At 55.3% G+C, this 14,261-nt stretch carries 13 protein-coding genes and 1 other RNA gene; 7 read left to right on the top strand and 7 right to left on the bottom strand.

All coding sequences use genetic code 11. The features are described from left to right. Position 1 precedes the first annotated feature (1 nt). Positions 2-430: a division/cell wall cluster transcriptional repressor MraZ gene (gene mraZ / locus FHW66_RS14655; protein WP_183380659.1), complete on the bottom strand. Its 429-nt coding sequence runs from the start codon at positions 428-430 to the stop codon at positions 2-4. Between the two features lie 686 nt (positions 431-1,116). On the opposite strand from mraZ, the gene FHW66_RS14650 reads away from it, so the two are divergent. Then, a complete protein-coding gene (locus tag FHW66_RS14650; RefSeq protein WP_007880659.1) occupies positions 1,117-1,401 on the top strand; it encodes an HU family DNA-binding protein in 285 nt (94 codons plus the stop codon). 159 nt (positions 1,402-1,560) lie between these two features. On the opposite strand, the gene FHW66_RS14645 is transcribed toward FHW66_RS14650, so the two are convergent. Continuing rightward, positions 1,561-2,337, bottom strand: coding sequence for a 2-keto-4-pentenoate hydratase (locus tag FHW66_RS14645; protein WP_183380560.1), 777 nt, complete (start codon positions 2,335-2,337; stop codon positions 1,561-1,563). 152 nt (positions 2,338-2,489) lie between these two features. Between FHW66_RS14645 and FHW66_RS14640 the strand changes: the two genes are divergently transcribed. Next, positions 2,490-2,963 carry a nuclear transport factor 2 family protein gene (locus FHW66_RS14640; protein ID WP_183380559.1) on the top strand — a complete coding sequence of 158 codons (474 nt, stop codon included), beginning with the start codon at positions 2,490-2,492 and terminating at the stop codon, positions 2,961-2,963. Between the two features lie 24 nt (positions 2,964-2,987). On the opposite strand, the gene FHW66_RS14635 is transcribed toward FHW66_RS14640, so the two are convergent. Further along, positions 2,988-4,133: an enoyl-CoA hydratase/isomerase family protein gene (locus FHW66_RS14635; protein WP_183380558.1), complete on the bottom strand. Its 1,146-nt coding sequence runs from the start codon at positions 4,131-4,133 to the stop codon at positions 2,988-2,990. Between the two features lie 100 nt (positions 4,134-4,233). Then, positions 4,234-4,565, bottom strand: an RNA gene (rnpB, locus tag FHW66_RS14630) — RNase P RNA component class A. A gap of 138 nt (positions 4,566-4,703) precedes the next feature. Between rnpB and FHW66_RS14625 the strand changes: the two genes are divergently transcribed. The 4 genes from FHW66_RS14625 (at position 4,704) to FHW66_RS14610 (ending at position 9,540) form a co-directional block, all read left to right on the top strand. Continuing rightward, positions 4,704-6,350 (top strand): phosphoethanolamine transferase, encoded by a 1,647-nt coding sequence (locus FHW66_RS14625; RefSeq protein ID WP_183380557.1) that lies wholly within the window; start codon positions 4,704-4,706, stop codon positions 6,348-6,350. 180 nt (positions 6,351-6,530) lie between these two features. Further along, positions 6,531-7,715, top strand: a complete 1,185-nt coding sequence (locus FHW66_RS14620) for a branched-chain amino acid ABC transporter substrate-binding protein (protein ID WP_183380556.1) — start codon at positions 6,531-6,533, stop codon at positions 7,713-7,715. A 103-nt stretch (positions 7,716-7,818) separates the two neighbouring features. Further along, positions 7,819-9,108, top strand: a complete 1,290-nt coding sequence (locus FHW66_RS14615; protein WP_183380555.1) for a D-amino acid dehydrogenase — start codon at positions 7,819-7,821, stop codon at positions 9,106-9,108. A gap of 162 nt (positions 9,109-9,270) precedes the next feature. Further along, a complete protein-coding gene (locus tag FHW66_RS14610) occupies positions 9,271-9,540 on the top strand; it encodes a hypothetical protein (RefSeq protein ID WP_183380554.1) in 270 nt (89 codons plus the stop codon). Positions 9,541-9,562: 22 nt separating this feature from the next. On the opposite strand, the gene FHW66_RS14605 is transcribed toward FHW66_RS14610, so the two are convergent. The 3 genes from FHW66_RS14605 to FHW66_RS14595 form a co-directional block, all read right to left on the bottom strand. Beyond that, positions 9,563-10,570, bottom strand: a complete 1,008-nt coding sequence (locus FHW66_RS14605) for an aldo/keto reductase (RefSeq protein WP_183380553.1) — start codon at positions 10,568-10,570, stop codon at positions 9,563-9,565. A 141-nt stretch (positions 10,571-10,711) separates the two neighbouring features. Then, positions 10,712-11,665, bottom strand: coding sequence for an AraC family transcriptional regulator (locus FHW66_RS14600; RefSeq protein ID WP_183380552.1), 954 nt, complete (start codon positions 11,663-11,665; stop codon positions 10,712-10,714). A 426-nt stretch (positions 11,666-12,091) separates the two neighbouring features. After that, entirely contained in the window at positions 12,092-13,111 is a 1,020-nt protein-coding gene (locus tag FHW66_RS14595; RefSeq protein ID WP_183380551.1) for a LysR family transcriptional regulator, read from the bottom strand. Positions 13,112-13,402: 291 nt separating this feature from the next. On the opposite strand from FHW66_RS14595, the gene FHW66_RS14590 reads away from it, so the two are divergent. Beyond that, positions 13,403-14,260 carry an alpha/beta hydrolase gene (locus tag FHW66_RS14590; RefSeq protein ID WP_255458996.1) on the top strand — a complete coding sequence of 286 codons (858 nt, stop codon included), beginning with the start codon at positions 13,403-13,405 and terminating at the stop codon, positions 14,258-14,260. Position 14,261: the final 1 nt, after the last annotated feature.

The following is a 14,261-nucleotide window of genomic DNA, read 5'->3' as shown; positions in this document are numbered from 1 at the left end:
GTCAGAAGGAAAAATTACTCAACACATCTGGCATGCCCGCAGCAACAGCTTCCGACTCACTCTCGGCCAGCTTGGCAGCATCCCAGATTTCAAAATGGCTTCCCATGCCCAGCAACATGACGTCGCGCTGTAAGCCAACGGCGGCGCGCAACTCCGGCGCAATCAAAATGCGCCCGGCCGAGTCGAGCTCAACGTCGCAGGCATTGCCTAGGAAAATACGCTGCCAGGCGCGTGCCGACATCGGCCAGGAGGCAATCTGCTCGCGATGACTTTCCCAGGTCGGCCGTGGAAAAAACAGCAGGCAACCGTGCGGGTGACGGGTCAGCGTTACCCTTCCCTCGCACTGCACGGCCAGGGCGTCACGATGCTTGGCCGGGATTGTCATCCGTCCTTTGGCATCGAGATTGATCGCTGAGGCGCCCTGAAACACTGTGTCTGACCTTTTTACTGTTGCGGTTGGCATGGTTATGGTGTGCTGTCCTTTCGCAGGAAATCCAAAAAATCCCCACAAAAAAACACTTTTTCACACTATCGCCCACTTTAGAGGATGCACTAATACAGGTCAAGCGATATTGCATGTCCAAAACAGGGGTTTTGCCAATAAAGTCAAAGACTTAGCGCACTTATCTAAAAAGCATCAAAAAGCCATTTCTTTAGAAAAATGAATGACTTAGCGAATTTTTGAAAGATTTCACATGAGCTATACACATGTGTTTCACGCGTATTGCGCATGGTCTCTGGGATGGAAGGCGATTGACGCTACCGCGGAGCACTTCGTGACGCACCGCAATCGGGCAGATCAGCAACGCAGGAGGGAAGTAACAGAAGACGCTCGTTGCATCAGGAGGCATCAATCTACGCGAATAATATTAACGAAATGACAAGCAAATGTCACTGTCTTGAAAGCGCTCCGAGGAGTCAGAAAATCGTCAAAAAAAATTGGCGTCGAGGCAAAAGCAAATCGCCGCACATAAAAATCCTTTTATACCGATTGCCGTTTCCATTATTGAAGTAAAAATAGATCACCACAATTCAATTAAACGCAGATGGGGCTTGCCGACTAGCCGCATTCCAATGCTAAAATCTCGGCACCTTAACAGTGAAAGGAATTTTAAAGTGAACAAATCTGAATTGGTCGACGCAATCGCTGCTGATACTGAAATCTCGAAGGCTGCTGCACAACGTGCATTGGACTCAGTCGTTGAGAACATCATCAAGGCTGTGACCAAGGGCGACACCGTACAACTGGTTGGTTTTGGTTCCTTCTCGACAGGCAAGCGCGCTGCACGTACCGGCCGCAACCCACAAACCGGCGAAGAGATCAAGATCGCTGCTGCAACCACCGTGAAGTTCTCGGCTGGTAAGTCGTTCAAAGAAGCAGTGAACAAGAAGAAAAAATAATTGTTCGATTTGAATGCTGTGAACCTGGAGTTCACAGCATTCAAATATCCCCCACATCAGCGCCTGCGTCGTATCCAGCTGCACTATCCCGCAGCTCCCTCCCGATTACATCCCGTTCACACTACCTGTCACAGCAACCGTCACGCGACATTGCATTGACTACGCCTGCGCGAAGGAAATCTCGACAACCCCAATACCAGGTAAATCACCCCTGACTTGCGTACCGGGTGCTGCGACCAGCTTGCCGGTGCAGGAGCCGGTGGTCACAAACTGCCCCGCCTTGAGACCATCTCCGCGCGCAGCGAGATGATTGGCCAGCCAGGTCAGCAACGGCCAGATGTCACCAACCGGATTGCCGCCAACCGTGGAAACGACTTCCTGCCCGTCAAAATACAGGTGAGCAGCCTGAGTTAGCTGATCCACCATTCCCAGATCACTGCGTCCCGCTCCGTAGATAAAAGCACCATTGCTCAATGCGTCGGCCAACGCCGCCAGCGGGCTGGCAGCAGCGGAATGTTCAGTACGGGAATAACGCGAAGACACGATTTCAATGGCTGGATGGATCGTTCCCACCGCAGCCACGACCTCTGCCTGCGTATAAGGCGTTGCACGCGGCGGTAGATCTTGCTGCATGCGCACGGCAATTTCGAGCTCGATACCGCGCTCACCCGCCACGAGCAGGTCGGCAAAATGATAGGGGGCGGCGAAAGTCAGCGATGCCGGCATGGGAGCGCAACTGGCTGGCGCATCAGGTGCCTTGGCGCCAACCTTCCAGCCGCCGACCTGCCCTAGCGCCAGACTGACGGCATCTTGTACCGCATAGGCCTCAGCGGCATCTGCTGGCAGACAGTCCTGCGGCAGATGTGACAAACTGGTTTCATGTTTGCGTACGGCCAGCAAAAGGGTGGCCGCTGCCTTGATTTTTTCGGTATTCATGACGGTTCCAGAGTAAAAGGAAGCGCTGCGCATGCCATTGCTTGTCAACAGATGTCTTGCACATTGCTATTCGGCGATTATTTCATGTCGGCGCTAGAATAGGGGCCCAAGCGATGGATTCTCCACGCCCGCTCTTGCCAGAAAGGACCGTCATGACCGCTGCCCGCCCGCCGCTACCGCCATTTACCCGCGACACCGCCATCATCAAGGTACGTGCTGCTGAAGATGCCTGGAACTCCCGCAACCCGGAAAAGGTGTCGCTGGCCTACACCGAAGATAGTCGCTGGCGTAATCGCGCCGACTTCCTGCAAGGTCGTGCCGACATTGTCAGCTTCCTCACCAAAAAATGGATCCACGAGCAGCAATATCGTCTCGTCAAGGAAATCTGGGCGCATGACGACAACCGCATTGCGGTGCGCTTTGCCTACGAATGGCACGACGATTCCGGCAACTGGTTTCGCTCTTACGGCAATGAAAACTGGGAATTTGATGAAAATGGCTTGATGCGCGCCCGCCATGCCTCAATCAATGACGTACCAATCAAGGAAAGCGAACGCAAGTTCCATTGGGACCGAAGCGCCCCACGCCCAGCGGATCATCCTGGGCTGAGCGAACTGGGTCTGTAATTCTAACGCCGATCTCAGGTCAGCTCAGGTCAAATCAGCCAGTGGATGCGCCTCTGCAGCCCAAGGATCGGCGAAAAAACCCTGCAACCAGGCCGCACTAGCATCTTCAAGGCGTGCTGGTTGCCATTGCGGCTGATTGTCCTTGTCAATAATCAGCGCCCGGATACCCTCCACGAAGTCGGGTCGAGCTGCGCAATGCAAAGCCACCACCAGCTCCAGGCGAAACACCTCCGCCAGCGACCTATGCCGCACACGCCGCTGCAATTCCAATGACAACAGCGCCGAACCAGGTGCACCGGCTTTCAGGTTGGCCTGTGCCTTGTGCCACCATGGCTGTTCAGTTTCCAAGGCCAAAATGGCTGCGACCGTCTCCTGTGGCGTCGGTGCGCTGCAAAGCTGGTTGATCAAATCGAAATGTTCACGCAATGACGACGGCGCAAACTGACTCGCATCAGCGGCCTGTTCTGACTCGCGCAACGCGTGGGTAAGTAGCGCGTCGTTGGCATCAGGTAGATCGGACCAGGGTTGTTGCAACAGGGTGGCGAGGACTTGCCGCTTGCTTTCGTGGGTCAGGCGATAATCGGCCAGACCAACCAGCAGAGCATCGTTGGCATTCATACTGACACCGGTGAGCGCCAAAAAGGCCCCGAGTTTGCCCGGCGCACGACTCAAAAACCAGCTGCCACCGACATCCGGAAACAAGCCAATCAGGATTTCCGGCATCGCCAGACGCGAACGCTCAGTGACCACGCGATGGTTGCAACCGGCCATCAGACCAATCCCGCCGCCCATCACGATGCCATGACCCCAGCACAATAAAGGCTTGGGAAAAGTATGCAAGCGATAGTCGAGCCGGTATTCGTGCTCAAAGAATTCTTCCGCATAGCGATTGCCGCGGATGTCGTCGCGCTGTGGCGAAGCATGATGCTCGCGCATGGTACGGTAGAGTTGCTGCAGATCACCACCGGCACAGAAGGCTTTTTCACCCTGCGCCTGCAACAGGACCATGGCAATCTGCGGATCATCGGCCCAGCGCAGCAATTGTGGCGTGAGCAAATGCACCATCTCCAGCGACAGCGCATTGAGCGTCTTTTCCGAAGCCAGCGACGCCACACCAATGCGGCGGCCGTTCTGGCACAACAGTTCTTCAAACAAAACCGGTTGGCTCATGCTGGTCCCTGGTCCCGTGTCTCGAATTGATCGATTGTGATCGAATTTTTTATTTATTGCCTGCTGCAGCGGCCTCGTAAGTTACCGCAGCAATGTAAAAAAGTGAAGCAAGCCGATAGGCCGGATTCTGTTACGACGGTTACCCGTTATGACAGCCATTCCTCTAGGCGCGGGATTGCTCCAGCGCTCAAGCTTTCTACCCGCACGCTCCGCGAGCAGCATCAATGCGTGCCTATTTGAAATTGCTCCGGGTGGAGGTTACCGCGTTTCACCGTAACTTAATACGCTCGTCTCTGTGGCCCTATTCCTCGCCTTATACCGGCTTGCACCGACTTTCAGCGGACGGCCGTTAACCGTCACCCCGCTCTATGGAGTCCGGACCTTCCTCCCGCCATCGCATAAACGACGGCCAGCGGCTGTCTGGCTTGCTTCGGGCGCTATTGTACTAGAACTGCCGGGCTTGGCGATGCCGGCGGTGATTCCTAAAACTGTCAAGATCATTTGCAGAATGGTCCTATTGCGAATGTGACATCAAAAAAACATACTGAGAAGTTTTTGAGCAGAGGGAAAATGAAATTTCTCATCAGAAGAATCGCCATCGGGCTAGCTGGACTCGGCACATTCTGGATGTTGGGAATGATCAACAGCAACGAGTTGCTGAAATCTGGCGTGCTGCTGACAAGCGGTGTACTGGGACTATGTGGATTGTGCTTCCTTGGACGCGAGCGACACACTGCGGCATCACGCATCGCAACTTCGCTTTATCTCCTGTTTTTCATCGATGCCGCCATCAAAGGGTTTCTGCGCGACTATTTTGGCTTACGCCCGAATCATGTGATGGTTCTGCAGGCTATTTTTGACACTAATGCGATGGAAACACGAGAGTTTTTCATACATAACTGGCACATGCTCGGCATCGTCACCCTGACATGTACATTCCTGGTGATCCTGGCATTGCTGCTACAGCGCGGGTGTCAACAATGGGAACAATCGCCAGCAACTGCACCGGCAGGCCGCAAGACCAGGGTCGCGGCGCTGGCATCGCTGGTCATTTTCCTTGGCTTGCATTTCAATCCCACCATGGCCCGAGAAAATCCACTGCTGTTCTGGCCAATTCGGTACAACTATTATCAGCAACAACAGTTGTCACTGCAGCGCATGCAGCATGAAATTGCCGTCAATATGGCACCAAGGCAGGACTGGCAGGTACATTACGACGGTGAAGCGCAGCACACTGTGGTACTAGTCATCGGCGAAAGCATGAACCGCGTCAATATGTCCCTGTATGGTTACCCCCGCTCCAGCACACCACTGCTGAGTGCACGCCGGTCCGAGCTGATCGTGTTCCAGGATGTGGTCTCGCCGGATGCAACGACGCTACCGAGCATGATGAAGATGCTGACATCAGCCGATTTACAGCATCCAGCCCTGTGGCAAAGCCAGCCCGATGTTTTACAGATTGCCAAAGAAGCCGGATACAAAGTCTTCTGGCTCTCCAATCAATACATTGGAGATGGCTGGATCAGCCTGACGGCGCAACATGCTGACACACAAACATTCATCAACCATGGCAGCGGGCGCGGTGAAAACAATCTTGATGGCAACCTGCTCGAACACCTGGGCAATGCCCTGTCTGATCCCGCACCGCTCAAATTTGTGATCGTCCATTTGCTGGGTGCACATCCCACCTACGAGATGCGCTACCCCGCAAATTTCGCCAGATTCGATAACGCCGATGATGCCGTCTCCGCCGCACTCAAGGAGGCGGGCCGATCACTTTGGGTGCGCTATCAGCGTGACCGCTATGACAATGCTGTCGCCTACAATGATTTCGTCATCGACAACCTGATCGGCCGTCTCGCTGCCCAAAGACCAGAGCACGCTGCGAGCCTGATTTACGCCTCAGATCATGGCCAGGAAGTCGGCCACTACCGTGACCATGCCGGTCATTCTTCGGCAGACCCTTCCGGGTATGAAATTCCCATGCTGATATGGAGCAACCGGCCGATCTCCCAAACCGCCCAAGAGAAAGCAGCCATCGAACAAAGGCCTTACCAGACCGATGCTTTGAACCATACCTTACTGGGCTTGTTGCGTACCCGGAGCAGCACCTACCAACCAAAATCTGACATTTTGCATGACGAATTTCAGCCGACTCCGCGTTTTCTTGATGATCGTCCATATCAAGCACAGAGCGAACCGTCACGTCCACAATAGTTGCTCCTGCGACAGCCAGGGCGGCATTTTTGAAGTGTACCAATACTGCCACCGCACCAGACCTGGCAGCGCGATATGATTATCGCTATCGCCACACAATAAATTAATGACCTGCCTGCTGGCATTCTCACAATACCAAACAGCAGCAGGTAACTGCTTCGTCATCTATAAAGGCGCGCCATGAACCTGGATTCTGCGACCCTGAAGTTTCGAGCATTGATATGCAGGTTGGCACCTGCTGTTGCCTTGGCGTTAATCGCGCTGCCATCGTGGTGTAGCAATAACGCCGCAGATGAGGTACCAGCGGTCGTCCTGATCGGTTTCGCTGGTCCGCTCTCAGGCGCCTCCGCCAGCATTGGCCAGAGCATGGAACATGCAGTCGAGATGGCATTGACTGAAGCCAATGCACATCCACTACGCATCGATGGTAAATCGATTCAACTACGCATATTGTCACAGGACGATGAGGGCAAGCCGCGCACCGCAGCGATCGTAGCTGGCTATCTCGCCAAGGCCGGTGCTGTGGCTGTCGTCGGTCATTGGCAATCGACTGCCAGCCTGAGCGCAGCACCGATCTACCGTGCGGCCGGCATCCCGCAAATTTCACCGGGCTCCAGTAATTATCAGCTAACCGCCAACGGCGATAAAAATATCTTCCGGGTAGTTGGCCGGGACAAAGATATTGCCTATCGTTGTGCCCAGATCGCCCAGCACACCCTACAGGCCAAGCGGATTGTCATAATCAACGACGATACTATCTACGGCAGCACCCTGGCCAGCTTTTTCAGTGAGAGCCTGGAACCGCAGCAAGGTATGCTGGTCTCGCACTATAGCGTCAACAACACGACCTCAGACTTCAACGTTGTGCTCAACGCGCTCAAGACCAACCACCCCGATCTGGTGTTCTTTGGTGGCCAGATGCACCAGGCTGCCGTACTGCAAACCAATCTCAAGCGGGTTGGTATCACCGCCAATCTGATCGCCCCAGGCATTGTTGATCCAGACTACCTGAATTTGACCGGTGCCGCTGGTGAGGGATCACTTGGCGTGTCCACGGGCATCCCCCAGGAACGCATGCGTGGCTGGAAAAAATTCAAGGATAGGTATAGCGCCATCTTCGGCGATCACATCGATTATTACGCGCCATTTGCCTATGATGCCGCGAATGCCATCATTGCAGCTATCAAGCAGGCCAACTCCGTCGCGCCGGAAAAACTCATTGCTGCGCTGCACAGCCTGCGCTACCAGGGACTGACCGGCCCCATCTCGTTTGACGCCCAGGGTAATCTGAACCACCCTACCTATACTCTGTTTCGCGTACAAAGTGGAAAGTGGCAGCCGGTTGAGAGTTTCGGAGGGAAATAAGACTGCAACGACAATGCCGATTCAGCATACGACAGCGATTATGATTCTGGGTATAGTTAGTGGGTTGTCAGCACCTCCCCGACGACATTAACAGGACCATGCCATGCATCTCTGCGTACTCGGCGCCGGTGTAATCGGCGTCACATCAGCTTATCGTCTCCTGCAAGACGGTCATCAAGTCACCCTCATCGATGCTGCGCCCCAAGCTGGTCATGGCACCAGCTTCGGCAATGGCGCGCAATTGAGTTACTCCTACGTTGCACCCTTGGCTGACCCGTCAATCTGGAGCCACTGGGCACATTACCTGTTCAGCGCTGACTCGCCGCTGACCCTGCGGCCACAAATAGAATCGGCGCAATGGCGCTGGCTGTTGTCATTTCTTGGGGCCTGCAATGCCAGGCAAGTAAAAAGTACCACCATTGCCCTGCTGCGGCTGGCGTTCCATAGCCGGGATGAAATGAACCGCCTGCAAAAAAATAGCAACATTGAATTTTCCCACCGTGTGGCAGGAAAGCTGGTGCTCTACAGTGACGCGGAAGGACTGCAGTCAGCGCGCCGACAAGTCGATTTTCAGGCGCAGTTTGGCTGCAAACAAGAAGTCATCGACCTGCAACGTTGTCTCGAGATCGAACCAGCATTGGCCGGCGCACAGCGCACCTGGGCCGGCGGCGTCTATACGCCCAGCGAAGCCGTCGGCGACTGCGCACAGTTCTGTCAGGGGCTGGTCGATACCATGCAGCAAAATACAGCATTCCGTTTTCTGTCCGCCACTACCATCCAGCGACCAGTGATGCAACAGGGTCGAATCCAGTCCGTACAGACCAGTGCGGGCAAGATTGAGGCTGATGCCTTTGTGCTGGCAATCGGCAGCGAGAGTGTCGTATTTGCACAGCAGGCAGGTGTGCGCCTGCCGCTCTACCCACTCAAAGGTTATAGCATCACTGTGCCGCTCGATGACACCAGCAGTCAGCAAGCTGCGCCACAAGTATCCATCACGGATTTGTCACGCAAGATCGTGTATGCACGTCTGGACAATCGCCTGCGTGTTGCAGGGCGGGTCGAGCTGGTTGGTCGCGATCGTAGCATTCCCGCGCGCGCCATCGGGGAATTGCAAGAGGGTGTACGTACCCTGTTCCCCGGCAGTCTCGGCAACAAGAATGATCACAATGGCAACGACAGCGCCAGCCGCTTGTCACCCTGGACCGGCTTTCGCCCAGCGACACCCAGTGGGGTACCGATTGTCGGCGCGTCTCCCATCGACAACCTGTATCTCAATCTTGGTCAAGGCGCACTGGGCTGGACGCTGGCCTGCGGCAGTGCTGCGGTGCTGGCAGCCAAAATCGGCGGCTATCGGAGCGCCATTGATGACGCGCCATTCCGCTATCAGCCATAAACGATAGCGCGCTTGTTTTCAGCATCGTCCTATGTTCAGGTTTTATCAAACGCTCATATACTCGAAAAATTTTCTGGTGTATCAAACGATAAATTGCGCGTCGCCTAGTGAATTGACACCCGGCGGGCCACCAACTGAAGGGGAATTTTGTTGAAATCAGCAATGCGTATCGCACTGGCCGCCTTCATCATGGGCAATGCCATCAGCTCTGGCGCCACCGGCCTCGTTACACTCCCGGATGACGACAACGCCAGCGAGGAAGCGATTGCCAACTTGAACCACGACAGCCCTTGCTGGTTCACGCGGCAATCGGGGCTGGAAAGTCACTACATGAATCTACGCCTGTGTCGTCAGGCAGAAGCGGCGCGCGGCATGTCCCTGCCACATCAGGAGTCCAGCGCACCGTTAGTACCCGGCACCCAGCCGGGCTGAGTGCCGCCACATCAAGACCAGCCTAGCGCGCTACCGGACGTCCAAAGAAAGGATAGTTGGGATCGTGATAGCCCGGTGTGGAGGCATGCCCCGGTGTTACCAGACTATCCACTAACGCCTCTTCCTCGGCTGAAATCGTCAGACTGACTGCCGCATAATAGTCCTCCATCTGCGCCAACGTACGCGGACCGGCAATGACACTGCTGACAGCCTGATTGGCGAGCACCCACGCTGTTGCAAACTGGCCCAGTTTGATGTCACGCGTGATCACATGTTGCTGCAGTCGCTCAGCAACAATCAATGACTCTTCACGGAATTCAGTTTCCAGAATGCGCTTGTCACCACGTCCGGCGCGGGTATCTGCGCCCGGCTGTTGGCCCGGCTTGTATTTGCCAGTCAACACGCCACGCGCAATCGGGCTGTAAGGCACGACACCCAGACCATAATGCAGGCAGGCTGGCAGAATCTCCACCTCGGGCATCCGGTTGAGCAAGTTGTAATAAGGCTGGCACACCAGTGGCAAAGGCACATGATGCTGCTGGCACAGGCGCACGATTTCGGCAATGCGCCAGGCGCGGAAATTGGACACGCCAAAGCCCAGAATCTTGCCACTGCGAATCAGGTCGCCCAGCGCCAGCACCGTTTCTTCAAGATTCTCTTCATGGTAATCGCGGTGCAGATAGAGGATGTCGAGATAATCAGTCTTGAGCCGACGCAGGATATTGTCGGTTTCACGCACGAGCCAGTGCCGCGAATAATGCGACTGGTTCGGCGTCTCACTCATCGGATTGCCCAGCTTGCTGGCCAATACCCACTCATGTCGCTGCCCCTGGAGCAGCGTGCCCACCATCTCTTCAGACTTGCCCTTGCTATAGACATCGGCGGTATCGATAAAATTGACACCATGCTCACGCGCCGAGGCGACGATACTGGCGGCTTCCTTACTATCAGTCTGGTCGCCAAACATCATGGTGCCAAGACACAGCGCCGATACTGTTAAGTTGCTTTTGCCGAGGCGACGGTAGTGCATGAGAGTCTCCGTAGAATGAATCGAAAATCGGTCGAAAATGGTTCGATAAGAGGAAAAGAAAGACCGCAAGGTACAAACAAGGGAAATGATTCTAGCGCGTTGTGCACATCTGTGCAGTCCTTGACTTTACCTTGCCCAAGCTCACAAGACCGGCGCTTCCTCTTCCTGCCAGCGCTGCTTGTCGCGCAACGGTGGCGCTCCGAACATGCGGCTATATTCGCGACTGAACTGAGAGGCACTTTCATAGCCAACGGCCTGCGCGGCCACAGCAATATTGAGGTCATCAACCAAAATCAGGCGACGTGCTTCCTGCAGGCGTAGATTCTTTTGATACTGCAACGGACTCATCGCCGTGACAACCTTGAAATGATGATGCAGCGACGACACGCTCATGTGCACGTCGCGCGCAATATGATCGATGCGCAAGGGCTGGGCAAAACTTTCCTTGAGCAAACGTACTGCTTTGGCAATCCGGTTCATCTGGCTGTCCTGCAACACGGTCTGGCGCAGCAAAGCGCCCTGCCCATTCATCAACAGCCGATACAGGATCTCGCGCTTGATCATTGGCGCCAGAATTGGAATATCACGCGGCGTCTCCAACAGGCGCAATAACCGCAACACAGGATCAAGCAGGTTGACATCAAGCCGATGGATAAACAGTCCACGCGCCGCTTCCGAGGCAATCCCCTGAGGCAGTTGCGCATCGCCGATCAGCGCGGCAATATCGCGGGTATCGAGATCCATGCGCAGCCCAAGATAAGGCTCTTCGGAACTGGACAGACTGACTCTGCCCACGGTCGGCAGATCCACCGACGACACCAGATAGTGCATGGGATCGTACTCATAGACATCCTCTCCCACGAACAAGCGCTTGGAGCCTTGCGCAATGACGCCAAAAATCGGTCTTTGCACAGCGTGCTTGGGGCCGCCCGGCTGGCAGATGCGATGCAGATAGAAACCCTCGATCGCGGTCTCGATCGAGCCTTCATAACCCGCTGTCAGGCGCTCGATGAGTACGACCAGTTCCTGCTGCGCCGCCTGCAGGCGAAGTTCCGGACCAGCATCGGAGGCAACGGGTTGATCTTTGAGATCCATAGTGACACGTGCAACAAACAAAGAAGCTTTGAGCTTACTCCAGAATGCAGTTTTGCCTGAATCTCCGCTCTTCGCAATGGAGAAATAGGCAATTAATTGCGAGGATTAGGTATCCAAACTGTGATCAGACTATCGAAAAAGGCCATTCTTCTGCGGGATTTTCGTTAAAAACACGCAACGAATAACGCGAACACGCAAGCCATCCTGAAAATGAAAAAATGCCTGATCCCCCATGAGTTTGGAGAATCAGGCAAATATTGAGCAGCTTTCAGCAATGCCAATTTGCTGCACCGCACCCATAATCTGTACAGCCCAAACCGACACCCATCTCACTACCTGGTCGGTGCAACACTCCTTCCCTGATTTGTCACTTTACTGGCCCCGCCTACGATGATCCACGCTACAGGTACTCGCTCGCCTCTGCTCTCAGAACACGCTTTCAGCGATGTTGTGTTGCGCCAGGACAGCGCGCACGGTGCGACTCTCGGGGGAGGCAGTGAAGCTGCATTCTTCTGCCGTATTCTCCATCCCGATCTGGCAGGCCTTCTGCAACGGGCAGGTCGCAAACAATTCAGCCACCCAATCAACAAAGGCGCGTACCTTGGGCGACAAATGCCGGTTGTGCGGATACACCACCGAAATTGGCATTGGGACTGGCTTCCACTGCGTGAGCACCTCAATCAGATTGCCCTCGTCAAGGTGCGTCTGCACCATATACAACGGTGCCTGAACCAGACCGAAACCCTTCAAAGCACCTGCCACATAAGCATCGCCATCGTTGACCGAGAGCTTGCCGGCCATTTTCACTTCCTGCGCAACACCATCGACCATGAAGTCCCAGTCAATGGTCCGACCGGTACGACTGGAGAAATAATGGATCGCCTGATGCTGCGGCAGGTCGGCGATCGCATGCGGCATGCCATGGCGCTCGAAGTAAGCCGGCGCACCACAAGTGACAGCCTGGAAGGTACCGATGCGGCGCGCAACCAGACTCGAATCCTGCAGCTCGCCGACCCGGATCACGCAATCAACCGCCTCCTGAACCATATCCACCGGGCGGTCACCCATGCCCATGGCCAGTTCGATATCAGGGTATTTGGTGTAGAAGTCGCACAGGTTGGGCAACAACAACAAGCGACCAATCGAAGGCGGCACGTCAATGCGCAAGCGCCCTTGCGGGCCGCGGTTGACGTCACGAAACGCAGCCTCGGTTTCATCCACTTCGGCCAGAATGCGTACACAACGCTCGTAGTAGGCCGCGCCGTCTGGCGTCAGGCTGATGCGACGGGTCGTGCGGTTGAGCAAACGCACATGCAACAGACTTTCCAGCGCCTGCACGGTGGTCGTGACGGTCGCGCGCGGCAAGTTCAGATTATCAGCAGCCCGCGTAAAGCTATTGGCGTCCACTACCGCCGTAAATACCTGCATTGCCTGAAAACGGTCCATTTCACTCTCCTGAAGAGCAGCAGAAAATTTCTGCTTTTGTCGCCAAAATACGGCTTACTCATTCCTTCGTCTTCCTTTTTCACGGATAACAAAGAAAACACCATCATCCAAAAAAATCCTGATGCAAGGCTGCCTCGTCAAATTACACGCCAACCAATCGGGTTATTTTACGCCGATTGTTTGTTCAGCATGAATAGTGTTATTGGATTTGAGGACTTTATCGGCACCGATGCTGTGCCGCACAATCCGCCTCACTCTGATCAATGTGAGTTATTTACTCGCCAGAACATCATGCAATCTGCAGCAACCGGGCGCGAACCAGCCGCGCCGACGATCCGTAACTTCAGCATCCCCGGCCCGATCGGGATGATCCCGGTGCGTCTGTATCAACCAGCCGACACACCTGTGTCGAACCAACGATTACCACTAGTGCTGTATTTCCATGGCGGCGGCTTTGTCAGCGGCGGCCTCGATGATGCAGATCTGCAAGCCAGCTACATTGCGCGCCACGGGCACACCGTCGTGCTCTCGGTGAGCTACGCGCTGGCGCCCGCCAAACCATTCCCGGCCGCACCCGAAGACGCCTATGCCGCAGTGGTCTGGGCCTACAAGCACGCTGCCGAACTGCACATTGACCAACGCCGTATCGCCGTTGCCGGTGATGACGCCGGTGGCAATCTGGCCGCCAGCCTGACTATGATCACGCGCGACCGCTGTGCCATGTCGCTGGTAGCGCAGGTGCTGATCAGCCCAATGCTCGACCCCAGCATGCGCTTGCTGGGTGACGCCGAACGACTCAATTCGGACACCAACGCCACCATCTGCGCGGCCCGTTATCGCCAATATCTGCCACACACCATGCAACGCCTGCATCCCTATGCAGCGCCGCTGGAAGTCACCCGTCTGGCTGGTTTGCCGGCAGCCTTCATCGGCACTGCCGAATGCGATGTATTACATCTTGAAGCCGAGAACTATGCCGGCGCCTTGATTCGGGCCGGCGTGCACACCCAGGTTGCCCGTTTTGCCGGTATCACCCATGGCGCATTGCGCACCCACCTTCCCCTGCTCAGGGACATCGTTGATTTCCTGCGTCGCCGCTTCGGCGCGCTGGTCAATGGTGGTACCGAGCTCAGCCCCCAACCGCTTTAAC

It is taken from the genome of Herbaspirillum sp. Sphag64 (genome assembly GCF_014192645.1).
Classification (GTDB): Bacteria; Pseudomonadota; Gammaproteobacteria; order Burkholderiales; family Burkholderiaceae_D; genus Herbaspirillum.
This window is presented reverse-complemented; position numbering and strand designations above follow the sequence as displayed.

Excerpts from the sequence above, each read along its gene's own strand:
- FHW66_RS14615 (WP_183380555.1), top strand. The coding sequence starts at position 7,819 with ATGCATCTCTGCGTACTCGGCGCCGGTGTAATCGGCGTCACATCAGCT.
- FHW66_RS14635 (WP_183380558.1), bottom strand. The coding sequence starts at position 4,133 with ATGAGCCAACCGGTTTTGTTTGAAGAACTGTTGTGCCAGAACGGCCGC.
- FHW66_RS14610 (WP_183380554.1), top strand. The coding sequence starts at position 9,271 with ATGCGTATCGCACTGGCCGCCTTCATCATGGGCAATGCCATCAGCTCT.
- FHW66_RS14645 (WP_183380560.1), bottom strand. The coding sequence starts at position 2,337 with ATGAATACCGAAAAAATCAAGGCAGCGGCCACCCTTTTGCTGGCCGTA.
- FHW66_RS14620 (WP_183380556.1), top strand. The coding sequence starts at position 6,531 with ATGAACCTGGATTCTGCGACCCTGAAGTTTCGAGCATTGATATGCAGG.
- FHW66_RS14595 (WP_183380551.1), bottom strand. The coding sequence starts at position 13,111 with ATGGACCGTTTTCAGGCAATGCAGGTATTTACGGCGGTAGTGGACGCC.
- FHW66_RS14640 (WP_183380559.1), top strand. The coding sequence starts at position 2,490 with ATGACCGCTGCCCGCCCGCCGCTACCGCCATTTACCCGCGACACCGCC.
- FHW66_RS14625 (WP_183380557.1), top strand. The coding sequence starts at position 4,704 with ATGAAATTTCTCATCAGAAGAATCGCCATCGGGCTAGCTGGACTCGGC.
- FHW66_RS14605 (WP_183380553.1), bottom strand. The coding sequence starts at position 10,570 with ATGCACTACCGTCGCCTCGGCAAAAGCAACTTAACAGTATCGGCGCTG.
- FHW66_RS14600 (WP_183380552.1), bottom strand. The coding sequence starts at position 11,665 with ATGGATCTCAAAGATCAACCCGTTGCCTCCGATGCTGGTCCGGAACTT.
- FHW66_RS14590 (WP_255458996.1), top strand. The coding sequence starts at position 13,403 with ATGCAATCTGCAGCAACCGGGCGCGAACCAGCCGCGCCGACGATCCGT.